A 14,554-nucleotide genomic window follows, 5' to 3' on the forward strand; every position below is an offset into this window, starting at 1 on the left:
TTTTGTTGGTCTGCTCGAGAGTTAGGGTGACGGCCGAGAGGTTGGTTTGTCTTGGCCAAATACAAAAAATACCTTTAAGTATTACGAGGAAACTTGCAATTAAATATATGGATAGAGAAGAAGAGAGACGGAGATAAAAGCCACGGGCATGATTATTATGTTGAGTGGATTGAGAGGGTTAGTGTTGAGCCGTTTCAGATGCTAGAGACCACTTAAATAAGGAGACGGTATGCGTTCAAATATATCTTCTGTAATACGCCGCGGTGCGGTAACGGGGCTTCTCAGTATCGGAGCCATTGGCATGGTTGCCATTGACATGGGGGTCGCCAAGGCTGTTCCGGCCTTCGCCCGGAAATATGAGGCAAACTGCGCCTTGTGTCATACCAACGAACCGCGCCTGACACCATTCGGTCAGCAATTCAAGGAGAACGGTTACCAGATGCCCGGCTCGGCCGATGGCGGCACCCAGGCCAAGCATGTCTATGAGGGCGCGCAGGGGTCGGTCGTGGTCGATGACATTTCCAAGATCATGGCGGTGCGTATCCGCGCCGACATCCAGCGCCCCACCTTCAAGCAGGAAACCGACGAGATGAAGAATGACGGCGTCCGCGAGCAGGTGGACTTCGAGGTGCCCAAGATCGTCAACCTGTTCTTCGCCGGCACGGCGCGGGAAAACCTCAGCTACTTTCTGGAGGCGGAGTACAACACCCAGGAGGAAGGTTCCGGCGTGGCCTTCGAGCGGGCCTTTCTGGTTTTCAGCAACCTGGGCAAGCCGGGCGTGGCCAACGTGCAGGTCGGTACTTTCGATCCCTCCGGCCTCTACGCCTTCCCCACCCACCGCCAGCAGCTCAACCCGATCGGGCCCAAGGCGGAAACCGACAGCTTCCCGCCCACCATCAACCAGATTCCGCTGCTGCCGCTGGCCTTCTCCAGCAAGATGTTCGGTCTGACCAAAGGCTCGGCATATGGACCAAGCAGCTCACAGTTGACTGATTCCAATGGTGACACGGTCGCGATAACGAGTGCTGGAGATGAGGGCTACGCCATTTTACCCTTCGAACCCCTGCTCTATAACGCGCCCAACCAGACGGGGATCGCCATCCACGGCCGGCCGGGTGGCTTCGGCAGCGGTTTCCTGTACCAGCTGGGCATGGCGGTCAATGACAAGGTGAACACGGACGGGACCAAAGAGAACCGCTACGACACCTATGTCATGGGCCGTTATGACTTCATGGTCGGCGCGGCAAGCTCCCAGGTATCGGCCTTCTATTACAATGCGCCGGACGCGGCCATATCGACCCTGAATATGGGCGGCACGATTGTGTACGCCGATCAGGCCACGGATATCACGCGTTGGGGCATCGGCGCCCGCGCCCAGTGGGGCGACTGGGATGTCTACGGCACCTATATCGCCGACTCCATCGATGCGCCGACCTGGGGCGGCAATATGATGGCGGCCAATTCGGTCTGGGAGACCGATGGCGCCGGCTTCAGTGCCGAGGCGGACTGGCGTATGAACCCGAACTGGATGCTGGGCCTGCGCTACGACTGGATGGCGCCGGGCGGGTTGGAAAAGCTGCCCATGGGCAGCAGCGAGCCGCTCAACGTGGACGCCTCATTTCTCGCCCCGATCGTGAAGTACTATCCCAACCCCAACATCGGGCTGTATGCGCGTGCGCACTTCAATCTCGAGAGCGACAAGAAAACCCCCATCGGCGGCGGTGTCGACGAGCACCCGGCGACCAATCTCGAGAATATGCTGGCGTTCGGCGTGGATATGGCGTTCTAAAAAGGCGTGCATGGCATCAGGTATTGTAAGCGGCGGCCGCGGCCCGCCTGCTCGACGGCACCGGCTTATCGCGATACCGAATTTGACGGGATTGGCGGCCGGTGCGATCTGTCGCTGCGCGATCCCGTATCCGATCGGTGCTGTGGGTAGATGAGCGAGTTGGCCGGCGTGTCCGCCCCGGAACAGATCGTCGAGAGTGCCGGCGCAGCGTTGAGAGCCGGCTCAGGCAGCGCGATCATGAATAAGGCAATCAATGTGAACGCGAGAGCGCATAAGCGTGACGAAGCGTTGCGAGGGCGATAAGCGATGACTTTCATCATCCAGGGATTGAACGGCGCCGAGATCATGCCCCTTGAAAAGCTGTTCAAGCCGGCCGGGGTGGCGAAGACGGAGGCGATTACCGCCTCACGCCCCATAGACGAAGAAGAGCGCCACGACGTTGGCAGAGAGGGGCGGCAGGCGGGTGCCGAGCGGGCCTACCGGACAGTGAGCGAGTTGCCGCAAGGGGGCGCCGTCCTGTTTGCGCAACGGATCATGAGTACGCCGGTGGTGAGCCTGGCGCCCGAAACGACCGTTGATGAAACCTTGAACGTGCTGCGGCAAAGCCGGTTCCGCCATCTGCCTGTCGTTTCGGAATCGGGCAGGTTGGTGGGTATCGTGTCGGACCGGGACATTCTGCATTACGCGGCAGGCCTTGGCGACAACTACCGGCCGCAGCGGCCGCGCGCGTCGAGCGCTCGTGTCGAACTGCTGATGAAAACGCCCGTGTTGACGGCAAGCCCGGATACCGATGTGCGCCATGTTGCCCGCCTGCTCGTCGCCCGGCGTGTCGGGGCGATGCCGATCGTCGAGGCGGGGGTGTTGGCGGGCATCATTACCCGCAACGACATCTTGAACGCGGTGATGTCGAATTTTGTTCTGGAGCTATGGGCATAGAGGCAAAGTATGGTGAAGCATGCAGACGATGAAGGCCGGGAGCGGCATGGTGATGGTCGTCTCGTTATCGGCCATGCCGATCATTTCCGCCGGCACAGGTTCTTGTTGCGCTCAAAGGCAAGAGGAAATGCTCAGCCGCAGCGGTGACAGCTTCGACGGAGTTTGCGCATGTTGGTCACGCTAAGCGTTACATTGATCGTGGTTGTGGTGTGCGTCATTTTACATTACGAAGCCCTCGGTCTCATGCAGTGGCTGGCCGGCCGGTTGCATCGCAGCTCTACCTGGCATCGCTGGCATTTGTCGATTGTAGTATGCGGCCTGTTTGTTGCGCATGTGCTCGAGGTGGGGTTGTTCGGTCTGGCCTATTTATGGCTGAACGAGGGAGACGGCTTTGGCGCGATTGCCGGCGGCCGCGCCGCCGGGCTGGCCGAGTGTATCTATTTCTCGTTCACCAACTATACCTCGCTGGGTTACGGCGACCTGGTGCCGACAGGGCCGTTTCGCTTCATGGCCGGTATGGAGGCGTTAACCGGCCTGGGATTGATTACCTGGACGGCGTCGTTCATGTATCTGCAGATGCAGCGTCTCTGGAAACACGAGCCGTTGTGATGCCGGGTTCGCCACGCCGCGGATGATCGAAATATCGCAATGGCCGCGGCATTGTGAATGGTCAATGCTTGCGCTGTTCGCACCGGCTACTATCGGCGCAAAGAGAAATTAAGGAGCCCGCGAATCATGCCGCGAAAATACGAATACACTAGCCCCCGCAAGTTGCCGGCGAACACGACGATGGATCGCCGTTCTGGCGCATCGATCCCGGTATCGACACGGCACCACTATCCTGATTCCGGAATTTGAAGAGGAGTAACGCCATGGCACCCAAGGGAGATATCGTCCTGATCACCGGCGCCGCCGGCCGCATCGGGGATGCGGTGATGCAGCGTTTGAAACAACGCTTCGACAACGTCGTCGGTTTCGAACGCAAGGCGCCCTCTCCGCCGCCGCCCGACTGTGTCTACATACCGGTCGACCTTACGTCGGACGACAGCGTGCGGGAGGGGCTGCGCGTGCTGCGCGCGCACCACGGCGGCCGCATCGCCAGCGTGATCCATCTAGCCGCCTATTTCGATTTCCTCGGCAAGCCGAGCCCGAAGTACGACCAGGTCACGGTCGAGGGCACGCGCCGCCTGCTGCGCGGCCTGCGCGAGGGCGGCTTCGAGGTCGAGCAGTTCATCTTCTCCAGCACCATGCTGGTGCACCGGCCGGGCGAGCCGGGCCAATTCATCACCGAGGACTGGCCGCTGGAGCCGACCTGGGCCTATCCCGAGTCGAAGGTGCGCACCGAGAAACTCATCCGCGCGGAGCGTGGTGATATTCCCGCCGTGCTGCTGCGTTTCGCCGGCGTCTACGACGACGTCTGCCACTCGCCGCCGCTGGCACACCAGATCCAGCGCATCTACGAGCGCCAGCTCGCCGGCCACCTCTATTCCGGTGAGACCTCGCACGGCCAGGCCTACCTGCACCTGGAGGATGCAGTGGACGCCATTGAGCGGGCCGTGGAGCGTCGCGGGCAATTGCCGCCTGAGTCTGTGTTTCTGATCGGCGAGCCGGAGACGCTCAGCTACGACGAACTGCAGCATACCTTCATGCGTTTGATCCGCGGCGAGTCGTCGGAGACGCATAACGTCCCCGGGCCCATCGCCAAGGTGGGTGCCTGGGCGCAGGGTCTGCTTCCCGGGGAACAGTTCATCAAGCCGTGGATGATCGACCGGGCCAACGACCACTATGCGCTCAACATCAGCCGCGCCCGCGACGTGCTGGGCTGGGAACCGCGCCATACGCTGCGCAAGTCGCTGCCGAAAATGGTGGCCGCGTTACAGGCCGACCCGCTCGGCTGGTACCGCGAGCACGGCCTGGAGTTGCCCGCGTCTTTGGAGAAGAAAGAGGAAACGCCCGCCCGGTCCGAAACGGTCGCCGCGCCGGGCTGCCACTTGCATAGCTGCCCGATGCATCCCGAGGTCTGCCAGTCCTCGCCCGGCAACTGTCCGCGCTGCGGCACCGCCCTGGAGCCGGCGGAAACCGCCGACGCGGCGGAGGCGGCCGAGTACACCTGCCCCATGCACCCCGAAGTCGTGGCCAGTGAACCGGGCCGCTGCCCCAAGTGCGGCATGGCACTGGAATCGCGCAGCGTGCCGTCCGAAGCACAAGGCGAACATCACGCACATGACGAACACCGCGAACCTGATGCGCAGGACGCGCACGCCGGCCATCGGCATGCCCGGCCCGGTGGAGGCCAGGCGACCGAATACACCTGCCCCATGCACTCGGAGATCGTGCGCAGCGAACCGGGCAGTTGCCCCAAGTGCGGCATGCCCCTGGTGCCGCGTGACGCCGGGGGCAATGGGCATGCGGGGCACGGGCACGATGGCGGCGACATGATGGTCGAAAGCCATCGCAACATGCTGTGGCCACATTATCTCAACCTGATGCTCGGCCTGTGGCTGCTGACCAGCCCGTTCACGCTCGGCTACATGAGCGACTTCGCCCCCGACGCCAACCAGCTGCGGGTCATGGCCGAACGTGACCTGGCGCCGTTCGAGCTGCGCAACCTGCTGATGAGCTGGAGTGATGTCATCAGCGGTGTCCTGGTGATCGTCTTCAGCGCCCTGTCCGCGGACGCCTGGCGCCGCAACCCCTGGGCGCAGTGGGCCAACGCCTTCGTCGGCCTGTGGCTGCTGTTCGCGCCGCTGGTGTTCTGGACGCCGTTGCCCGAGGCCTACGCCAACGGCACCCTGGTCGGCGCGCTGGTGATCGCGCTGTCGGTGCTGATCCCCATGATGCCGGGCATGAGCATGGCCGGCATGATGGGCAAGCCGGACGTGCCGCCGGGCTGGGCCTATTGCCCATCGACCTGGCTGCAGCGCATGCCCATCGGGGTGCTGGCGCTGATCGGGTTTCTGATTTCCCGTATTCTCGGCGCCTACCAGCTCGGCCATCTTGATGGTGTCTGGGAGCCGTTCTTTGCCGGCGTCGGCGAGAAGCAGGGCGTCATGAACGGCACCGAGACCATCATCACCTCGGATGTCTCCAAGGCCTGGCCGATCGCCGACGGCGCGCTGGGCGCCATCGTCTACACGCTCGAACTGGTGATGGTCTGGATGGCCGGCAAGACCCGCTGGCGCACCATGCCGTGGATGGTGCTGGGCCTGGCCATCCTGATCCTGCCGCTGGGCGTGGTGAGCATCTATTTCGTCATCATCCAGCCGATCGTGATCGGCACCTGGTGCAGCCTGTGCCTGATCGCCGCGCTGGCGATGGCGGTGATGATCCCCTATTCGCTCAACGAGTTCGTCGCCATGGGCCAGTTCCTGGTCTGGGCGCGCAGGCAGGGTAAACCCTTCTGGCGTACCTTCTGGACCGGTGACGCCATGGACGGCGGCAGCGACGATACCTCAAAAGGGCTGGCCGCCACGCCCCGCGAGCAATGGGCGCAGGCCACCCGCGGCGTGACCTATCCCTGGACGCTGCTGCTCAGCATCGCCATCGGCGTCTGGCTCACCTTCACGCGGCTCAGCTTCGACAGCGCCGGCGCCATGGCCGACAGTGATCACCTGGTCGGTCTGTTGGTGGTGACGTTCACCATCATCGCCCTGGCCGAGGTTGGGCGCGCCACGCGCTTTATCAACATCCCGTTTGGCATTTGGCTGATCGCCGCGCCATGGCTGCTCGACGGCGTCGCCTCGTCGGCGGCGGTCTGGAACAGCGTGATCTGCGGCGCGCTGCTGATCGTCCTGGCCATCCCGCGCGGGCGGATCAAGGACTCCTATGCGGACTGGGACCGGTTTATTGTTTAGCAGGGTGATGAGAAACGCGGGTCAGGCAGCCATGACGAAAAACAGGGAGCAGACTGAAATGGAACCCGGCAACGGCGATGCACCGCCGTCCGACGCGCTGGTACTGTTCGGCGCCACCGGGGACCTGGCGTACAAGAAGATCTTCCCGGCGCTTTACGGCATGGTAAAGCGCGGCGCCCTCAACGTGCCGGTGATCGGCGTGGCGTCCTCCGACTGGAGTGCGGCGCAGCTGCGCCAGCGTGCCACGGACGCCGTCGAGGACGCCGGCGGCGCCGATGACCGGCAGGCGCTGGAGCGGCTGCGCTCCCTGCTCGACTATGTCAGCGGCGACTACAACGACCCCGGCACCTTCGACGCCCTCAAACAGGCGCTGGGCGAGGCCCGCCGCCCGGCGCACTATCTCGCCATCCCGCCCGCCCTGTTCGAGACGGTGGTCAGCGGGCTCGATGCCGCCGGCCTGGCCGGCCAGGCGCGCGTCATCGTCGAAAAGCCCTTCGGCCGCGACCTGGCCTCGGCGCGGCAGCTCAACCGCGTGCTGCGCGCGGTGTTCCCGCGGGATGCGATCTTCCGCATCGATCACTTCCTCGGCAAGGAAGCGATCATGAACATCCTCTATTTCCGCTTCGCCAATTCCTTCCTGGAGCCGATCTGGAGCCGTGAGCACGTGGCCGGCGTGCAGATCACCCTGGCCGAGTCGTTCGGCGTGGAGGGGCGCGGCGGGTTTTACGACAGCGCCGGCGCGCTGCGCGACGTGGTGCAAAACCACCTGTTCCAGATCGTCGCCCTGCTGGCCATGGAGCCGCCGGGCTACCAGGACTACGGCGCCGTGCATGCCGAAAAACACAAGGTGTTTCGCGCCATGCGCCCGCTCGCGCCCGACGATCTGGTGCGCGGCCAGTACGCCGGCTACCGCGACGAACCGAGGGTGGCGCCGGACTCCGATGTCGAGACCTTCTGCGCCCTGCGCCTGTGCATCGACTCGTGGCGCTGGCAGGGGGTGCCGTGGTATCTGCGCGCCGGCAAGTGCCTGGCCGGGACGGCGGCCGAGGTGCTGGTGGAGTTGAAGCCGCCGCCGCAGCGGCTGTTCGACGATTCGGCGCCGGCCGACGGCCGCGCCAACTACCTGCGCATCCGGCTCTCGCCCCGTTCGGCCATCGCCCTGGCCGCGCGCGTCAAGCGCCCGGGCCAGGAGTTCACCGGCGAGCAGCGCGAGCTCTTCTTGTTGGACGAACAGCCGGAGGAACTAGCGCCTTACGAGCGCCTGTTGGGGGACGCCATGGCCGGTAACGGCGCGCTGTTCGCCCGCGAGGATTGCCTGGAGGCCGCCTGGGCGGTGGTGGATCCGGTGCTGGAAACACATCACCCGGCCGTGCCGTACGCATGCGGCAGTTGGGGACCCCCCGCCGCGGACGCGCTCATCGCGGCGCACCGCGGCTGGCACAACCCCGAGCCGGAGGCGTCCGCGTGACGGCGCCGGACGAGACCACTCATTGCGGAACTCGCAGTATGCAGCTTTATAGGAGAAGACTATGGACGTAATGATCATCGCGACGAAAGACTGTACACACCGTAAACACCTGGAAAAGGAACTCGAACACTTGCGGATTCCGTACCGTCTGTGTTTCGTGGAAGACTGCGCCGACCTCGTTCAAAAATTTGGCATACGGCATTCACCGAATTTGATCGTCGACGATCAGGTCGTGTTCCGGAAACAGCCGACGGAGGAAGAACTGCATGCCTATTTTGACACCAAGGCATAAATCCGGCCCGGAGGCGGCGCAATGACGGCGCCGGTCATACACGACAGGAGGAATTATGAAGGTCACACAACAACTGCATGATCTCGGACAGAGCCTGTGGCTCGACAACATCACGCGCGAGCTGCTGACCGGCGGCACCCTGGAGCGTTATATCCACGAACTGGGCGTGACGGGCTTGACTTCCAACCCGACGATCTTCGATAAGGCCGTCCAGCACAGCGACGCCTATGATGACTCCATCCACGACAAGGCGCGCGGCGGCAAGTCGGGCGAGGCCCTGTTCTTCGAACTCGCCCTGGAAGATTTAGTCCAGGCCGCCGATCTGTTTCGTCCGGTCCACGCCGCCACCGGCGGCGTCGACGGCTGGGTCTCGCTGGAGGTGTCGCCCTCGCTGGCGGACGACGCGGCCGACACCGTCGAGGCCGCGGTGGAACTGCATGCGCGGGCGCAGCGGCCGAATCTGTTCATCAAGATCCCCGGCACCCCCGCCGGCCTGGTCGCGGTCGAGGAGGCGATCTTCGCCGGCGTGCCGGTCAACGTCACGCTGCTGTTCTCCCGCGAGCATTATCTCGCCGCTGCCGAAGCGTACATGCGCGGCATCGAGCGGCGCCTCGCCGCCGGCCTCGATCCGGCGGTCGGTTGCGTGGCCTCGCTGTTCATCAGCCGCTGGGACGTCGCCGTCCAGGATCAGGTGCCGGACGCGCTGCGCAACCGTCTCGGCATCGCCATCGCCCTGCGCACCTACCAGGCCTATCGCGAGCTGCTGGCAACAACGCGTTGGCAGACACTGGCCGAGGCCGGCGCCCAACCGCAACGCCTGCTGTGGGCCAGCACCGGTACCAAGGATCCCGCTGCCTCGGACACCCTGTATCTCGAGGCGCTGGCGGCGCCGGATACCATTAACACCATTCCCGAGAAGACGCTGCTCGCCTTCGCCGATCACGGCAAGATACGAGGTGAATTGCCGGCCGACGGCGGCGACGCCGACGCGCTGCTCGCCGAGTTTGCACAGGCCGGTGTCGATATCGATGCCCTGGCGGGGCGGTTGCAGGAGGAAGGCGTGGACGCCTTCGCCAGGTCATGGCGCGATCTGCTGAACCGGGTTGCCGCAAAAGCCAAAGCGCTGACCAAGACCGGACAGACATGAGCCAGTTACAGACGTCAGCCTGCGCACAGCGTCACCTTGTTGCTTGACCCCGACGGCGCGCTGGCCGTGCGAAGGCTATTAGCGCGCCGTTTTTATTCAATCCACTGAAAAGGAGCACCACCATGCAAACTGAACATTTGAAAATCGCCGGCATGAGCTGCGGCGGCTGCACCGGCAAGGTCACGGACGCGCTCAAAGCCGTCCCCGGGGTCGGCGAGATCAACGTATCGCTGTCGGCCGGCGAAGCCACGGTGCAATACGACGAGCGGCTGACCTCGCCCGAACAACTGAACGCGGCGGTGCAGGAGGCCGGCTACGCCGTGGATACCGCCGGTACGGCCAAGGAACCCAAGGGCAAAGGCGGTTGCTGCTGCAGCTGACGCGCAGCGGCAACAACACGACGCGACATTGACGCGCATTGCCTATAACTTCAAGGAGCGAGCATGGCAGACGAACTCGATCAGCTCTGCATCAACACCGTGCGCTTTCTGTCGGTGGACGCCGTGCAGCAGGCGAACAGCGGCCATCCCGGTCTGCCGCTCGGCGCGGCGCCGATGGCCTACGTGCTGTGGACCCGCTGGCTCAAGCACAACCCGCGCAATCCGGACTGGATCGACCGCGACCGTTTCGTGCTCTCGGCCGGACACGGCTCGATGCTGCTCTACAGTCTGCTGCACCTGAGCGGCTACGACCTCTCGCTGGACGATATCAAGCAGTTCCGCCAGTGGGGCAGCAAGGCGCCGGGGCACCCCGAGCGCGGCCAGACACCGGGGGTGGAGGTCACCACCGGGCCGCTCGGGCAGGGGCTGGCCAATGCGGTCGGCATGGCGATCGCCGAGGCGCAACTGGCGGCGCGCTACAACCGCCCCGGCTTCGAGGTGATCGACCACGCCACCTATGCGCTGGTCAGCGACGGCGACCTGATGGAGGGGGTCGCCGCCGAGGCGGCCTCGCTGGCCGGGCACCTCCAGCTCGGCAAGCTGATCTGCCTGTACGACGACAACCGCGTCTCGCTGGCCGCCGGCACCGACATCACCTTCACCGAAGATCGCGCCCGGCGCTTCGAGGCCTACGGCTGGCAGACGCTGACGGTGGCGGACGGCAACGACCTGGCGGCGATCGACGCCGCGCTGCAGGCCGCCCGGGCGGAGACGGCGCGGCCCTCGCTGATTCGGGTGCGCACCCACATCGGCTACGGCTCGCCCAACAAACAGGACAGTTTCGCGGCGCACGGCTCGCCGCTCGGCGCCGACGAGGTGCGCCTGACCAAGCAGAATCTCGGCTGGCCGTCCGAGCCGCCGTTCCTGATCCCCGACGCGGCGCTGGCGCATTTTCGCCAGGCACTGACGCGCGGGGAGCGCGACGAGGCGGCGTGGCACGAGCGCCTGGCGGCCTATGCCCAGGCCTTCCCCGAGCCGGCCGGGGAACTGCGCCGCAGCCTGCGCGGCGAGTGGCCGCCGGACTGGGACGCGGACATCCCGGTGTTTCCCGCCGACGCCAAGGGCCTCGCCACGCGGGTCGCCTCGGGTAAGGTGATGAACGCGATCGCGGCGCGGCTGCCGGCGCTGACCGGCGGCTCGGCGGACCTCGATCCCTCCACCCATACCGCGCTCGAAGGTTACGGCGATTTCAACCCGCCGGCCGCGGCGGGCGAGCACAGCGAGGGTTCCGACCGCGGCGGCTGGAGCCATGCCGGGCGCAACCTGCACTTCGGCGTGCGCGAGCATGCCATGGGCGCCATCGTCAACGGCCTGGCGGCGCACGGTGGCACCCTTCCCTACGGGTCGACCTTCCTGATCTTTTCCGACTACATGCGGCCGCCGCTGCGGCTGGCGGCGCTGATGGGGCTGCACGTGGTGCATGTGTTCACCCACGACAGCATCGCGCTCGGCGAGGACGGCCCCACCCACCAGCCGGTGGAGCAGCTGGCCGGGCTGCGGGCGATTCCGAATCTCACCGTGATCCGCCCCGCCGACGCCAACGAGACCGCGGCCGCCTGGCGGGTCGCCATCGAGACGCGCGGGGGGCCGGTGGCGCTGGTGCTGAGCCGGCAGACGCTGCCCACCCTCGATCGCGGCCGCTATGCGCCGGCCGACGGCCTGCGCCGCGGGGCGTACCTATTGGAAGATGCGCCGGGCGGCGAGCCCGCGCTGATCCTGATCGCCAGCGGCGCCGAGGTCGGGCTGATCGTGGCCGCGGCCGAGCGCCTGCGGGACGAGGGCGTCGCCGTGCGCCTGGTCTCCATGCCCAGCTGGGAACTGTTCGAGGCCCAAACAAAAACGTATCGCGATTCGGTGCTGCCACCTTCCATCCCGGCGCGGCTGGCGGTCGAGGCCGGCGCGAGCCAGGGCTGGTGCCGCTACGTGGGCGAGCGCGGCGCGGTGCTGTGCGTGGATCGCTTCGGCGCCTCGGCGCCGGCATCGGACATGCTGCGCCAATACGGCTTCACGGTGGAGAACGTCTGCCAACGGGCGCGGGTCCTGATCGAAACGACGAAGGAGAACCCATGAACAATGAAACACCAGTCAGCCAGCCGCTCTACGGCCTGCTGCATACCGACGTCGGGGGTATCGACGCCCTGGCCGAGCTGGCCCTGGACATGCGGTCGTCATGGAACCATGCCACCGACCAGGTATGGCGGCAATTGGATCCGTCACTCTGGGATCTGACCCGCAACCCCTGGGTCGTCCTGCAGACTGTGTCGCGCGAGAAGCTGCGGGATGCCTTGGCCGACGCCGCATTTCGGCGGAATGTCGATGCGCTGGTGCAGGCCAGGCGCGCGGCGGCGGAGGCGCCCGCCTGGTTTCAGCAGGCCCATCCGCAAGCGCCACTGAACAGTGTCGCCTATTTCAGCATGGAATTCATGTTGAGCGAGGCGCTGCCCATCTACTCCGGCGGGCTGGGCAACGTGGCGGGCGACCAGCTCAAGGCCGCCGGCGATCTGGGCGTGCCGGTGATCGGCGTGGGGCTGCTCTACCAGCAAGGCTATTTTCGCCAGCTGATCGACCCGGACGGCGCGCAGCAGGCGCTGTATCCGTACAACGATCCGGGGCAGTTGCCGGTCACGCCGTTGCGCCGCCCCGATGGCGAGTGGTTGCGGCTGAAGCTCGACCTGCCGGGCCACCCGATCTGGCTGCGCGCCTGGCAGGTTCGGGTGGGCCGGGTGCGGCTCTACCTGCTGGACAGCAACGACGCGGCCAACTACCCGCCCTACCGGGGCATCACCAGCGAGCTGTACGGCGGCGGGCCGGATCAGCGCCTGATGCAGGAGCTGATCCTCGGCATCGGCGGCTGGCGCCTGCTCGCCGCGCTCGGCATCGAGCCGCAGGTCTGCCACCTGAACGAAGGCCATGCGGCGCTCGCCGTGCTCGAACGGGCGCGCCATTTCATGCAGGCCACCGGCCAGCCTTTCGAAGCCGCGCTGGCGGTCACCCGGGCGGGCAATCTGTTCACCACCCACACGGCGGTGGCCGCCGGCTTCGACCGCTTCGCGCCGGCCCAGGTCGAACACCACCTGGGGGGCTACGCCCGCACGCAACTCGGCATCAGCCTCCACGAGCTGCTGGCCCTGGGCCGCCGCCATCCGGACGACGCGGCGGAACCGTTCAACATGGCCTACCTGGCGATCCGCGGCAGCGGCGCGGTGAACGGCGTCAGCCGCCTGCACGGCGAGGTGAGCCGCAGGTTGTTCGCGCCGCTGTTTCCGCGCTGGCCGGTGGACGAGGTGCCGGTCGGGCACGTGACCAACGGCGTGCATATGCCGACCTGGGACTCGGCGGCCGCCGACGATCTCTGGACCCGGGCCTGCGGCAAGGATCGCTGGCTGGGGCCGACGGAGGCCCTGGAGCAGGACATTCAGTCTGTCTCCGACGCCGATCTGTGGCGCTTCCGCACGGCCGCCAGCACGGCGCTGATCGACTACGCCCGCGCCCGCGCGGCCCGGCAGCTGGCCGCCGCCGGCGCGCCGCAAGAGGAGGTCGAGGGTGCCGGGCATAGCTGTGATTGCCATACCCTGACGCTGGGCTTCGCGCGCCGCTTTGCCACCTACAAGCGGCCGAACCTGCTGCTGCACGACCCGGAGCGACTGCTGCGCCTGCTGACCAACCCGCAACGCCCGGTGCAGCTCATCATGGCCGGCAAGGCCCACCCCGCGGACCAAGCCGGGCAGGCCCTGATCCAGCAGTGGATACACTTCACACGGCGGCCCGAGGCGCGCGCCCGGGTCATTTTCCTCAGCGACTACGACATGCATGTGGCCGGGCACCTGGTGCAGGGCGTGGATGTCTGGCTCAACACCCCGCGCCGGCCGTGGGAGGCGAGCGGCACCAGCGGCATGAAGGTGCTGGTCAACGGCGGCCTCAACCTGTCGGAACTGGACGGCTGGTGGGCGGAAGCCTACACGCCGGAGGTGGGCTGGGCGCTGGGCGACGGCCGGGAACACGATGACGACCCGGCCCGGGATGCGCTGGAGGCGGAAGCGCTCTATGACCTGCTCGAACGCGAGGTGATCCCCGCGTTCTATAGCCGCGACGCGCAGGGCATCCCCACCGCCTGGGTGGCGCGGATGCGCGAGAGCATGGCGCGCCTGGCGCCGCGTTTTTCCAGCAATCGGGCGGTGCGCGAATACACCGAGCGATACTACCTGCCGGCGGCGTCGGCCTACCGCGCGCGGTCTGCCGACCAAGGCAAAATCGGCGCGGACCTGGTCGATTGGCGGCACGCGCTGGACCAGGAATGGGCCGCGCTGCGCTTCGGCGAGGTGCGGGTGGAGACCGATGACGAGCGGCACGTATTCGAGGCGCAGGTGTATCTCGATGAGCTCGACCCGGACGCCGTGCGGGTTGAGCTGTATGCCAACGGCGTGAGCGGTACCGCACCGGAGTGCGTGGAGATGATACGGAGTCGACAACTGGTAGGTGCGGCCAACGGCTACGCTTATCGCGCAGAGGTGCCGGCCGCCCGCCCGGCGGCGGACTATACCGCGCGGCTCCTGCCGCACCGGGATGGCGTGGCGATTCCTCTGGAAGCCGCTCATGTTCTATGGCAGCGGTGATTCAGCACCGGATTG

10 protein-coding genes and 1 pseudogene are annotated in these 14,554 nt (G+C 65.9%); all 11 read left to right on the plus strand.

Features of this window, described 5'->3' with window-relative positions; all coding sequences use genetic code 11:
• Positions 1 to 301 precede the first annotated feature (301 nt).
• The 11 genes and pseudogenes from Tel_03480 (at position 302) to Tel_03530 (ending at position 14,539) form a co-directional block, all read left to right on the plus strand.
• Positions 302 to 1,789 carry a hypothetical protein gene (locus Tel_03480; protein ALP52279.1) on the plus strand — a complete coding sequence of 496 codons (1,488 nt, stop codon included), beginning with the start codon at positions 302 to 304 and terminating at the stop codon, positions 1,787 to 1,789.
• A gap of 306 nt (positions 1,790 to 2,095) precedes the next feature.
• The gene (locus tag Tel_03485) at positions 2,096 to 2,725 is read left to right on the plus strand and encodes a hypothetical protein (GenBank protein ALP52280.1); all 630 of its coding nucleotides are present in this window, start codon (positions 2,096 to 2,098) and stop codon (positions 2,723 to 2,725) included.
• Positions 2,726 to 2,893: 168 nt separating this feature from the next.
• Positions 2,894 to 3,334, plus strand: a complete 441-nt coding sequence (locus Tel_03490; GenBank protein ID ALP52281.1) for a hypothetical protein — start codon at positions 2,894 to 2,896, stop codon at positions 3,332 to 3,334.
• A 263-nt stretch (positions 3,335 to 3,597) separates the two neighbouring features.
• Positions 3,598 to 4,926: pseudogene (locus Tel_03495) on the plus strand (nucleoside-diphosphate sugar epimerase).
• Positions 4,927 to 5,160: 234 nt separating this feature from the next.
• On the plus strand, positions 5,161 to 6,579 hold the full coding sequence (locus tag Tel_03500) for a dTDP-glucose 4,6-dehydratase (GenBank protein ALP54723.1): 1,419 nt from the start codon (positions 5,161 to 5,163) through the stop codon (positions 6,577 to 6,579).
• Positions 6,580 to 6,637: 58 nt separating this feature from the next.
• Positions 6,638 to 8,047, plus strand: coding sequence for a glucose-6-phosphate dehydrogenase (locus tag Tel_03505; GenBank protein ALP52282.1), 1,410 nt, complete (start codon positions 6,638 to 6,640; stop codon positions 8,045 to 8,047).
• A gap of 61 nt (positions 8,048 to 8,108) precedes the next feature.
• Positions 8,109 to 8,339 (plus strand): hypothetical protein, encoded by a 231-nt coding sequence (locus tag Tel_03510; protein ALP52283.1) that lies wholly within the window; start codon positions 8,109 to 8,111, stop codon positions 8,337 to 8,339.
• Between the two features lie 55 nt (positions 8,340 to 8,394).
• Positions 8,395 to 9,486, plus strand: coding sequence for a transaldolase (locus Tel_03515; protein ID ALP52284.1), 1,092 nt, complete (start codon positions 8,395 to 8,397; stop codon positions 9,484 to 9,486).
• 122 nt (positions 9,487 to 9,608) lie between these two features.
• Positions 9,609 to 9,866 (plus strand): hypothetical protein, encoded by a 258-nt coding sequence (locus tag Tel_03520; GenBank protein ALP52285.1) that lies wholly within the window; start codon positions 9,609 to 9,611, stop codon positions 9,864 to 9,866.
• 63 nt (positions 9,867 to 9,929) lie between these two features.
• Positions 9,930 to 11,996 (plus strand): transketolase, encoded by a 2,067-nt coding sequence (locus tag Tel_03525; GenBank protein ALP52286.1) that lies wholly within the window; start codon positions 9,930 to 9,932, stop codon positions 11,994 to 11,996.
• Positions 11,993 to 14,539 (plus strand): alpha-glucan phosphorylase, encoded by a 2,547-nt coding sequence (locus Tel_03530; GenBank protein ID ALP52287.1) that lies wholly within the window; start codon positions 11,993 to 11,995, stop codon positions 14,537 to 14,539. Before Tel_03525 ends, Tel_03530 begins: the two co-directional genes overlap by 4 nt.
• Positions 14,540 to 14,554 lie beyond the last annotated feature (15 nt).

The sequence above is a fragment of the Candidatus Tenderia electrophaga genome, from assembly GCA_001447805.1.
GTDB lineage: Bacteria > Pseudomonadota > Gammaproteobacteria > Tenderiales > Tenderiaceae > Tenderia > Tenderia electrophaga.

What these genes read in the sequence shown, in the direction of transcription:
- Tel_03480 (ALP52279.1), top strand. Translation starts at nt 302, where the DNA reads ATGGTTGCCATTGACATGGGGGTCGCCAAGGCTGTTCCGGCCTTCGCC.
- Tel_03485 (ALP52280.1), top strand. Translation starts at nt 2,096, where the DNA reads ATGACTTTCATCATCCAGGGATTGAACGGCGCCGAGATCATGCCCCTT.
- Tel_03490 (ALP52281.1), top strand. Translation starts at nt 2,894, where the DNA reads ATGTTGGTCACGCTAAGCGTTACATTGATCGTGGTTGTGGTGTGCGTC.
- Tel_03500 (ALP54723.1), top strand. Translation starts at nt 5,161, where the DNA reads ATGATGGTCGAAAGCCATCGCAACATGCTGTGGCCACATTATCTCAAC.
- Tel_03505 (ALP52282.1), top strand. Translation starts at nt 6,638, where the DNA reads ATGGAACCCGGCAACGGCGATGCACCGCCGTCCGACGCGCTGGTACTG.
- Tel_03510 (ALP52283.1), top strand. Translation starts at nt 8,109, where the DNA reads ATGGACGTAATGATCATCGCGACGAAAGACTGTACACACCGTAAACAC.
- Tel_03515 (ALP52284.1), top strand. Translation starts at nt 8,395, where the DNA reads ATGAAGGTCACACAACAACTGCATGATCTCGGACAGAGCCTGTGGCTC.
- Tel_03520 (ALP52285.1), top strand. Translation starts at nt 9,609, where the DNA reads ATGCAAACTGAACATTTGAAAATCGCCGGCATGAGCTGCGGCGGCTGC.
- Tel_03525 (ALP52286.1), top strand. Translation starts at nt 9,930, where the DNA reads ATGGCAGACGAACTCGATCAGCTCTGCATCAACACCGTGCGCTTTCTG.
- Tel_03530 (ALP52287.1), top strand. Translation starts at nt 11,993, where the DNA reads ATGAACAATGAAACACCAGTCAGCCAGCCGCTCTACGGCCTGCTGCAT.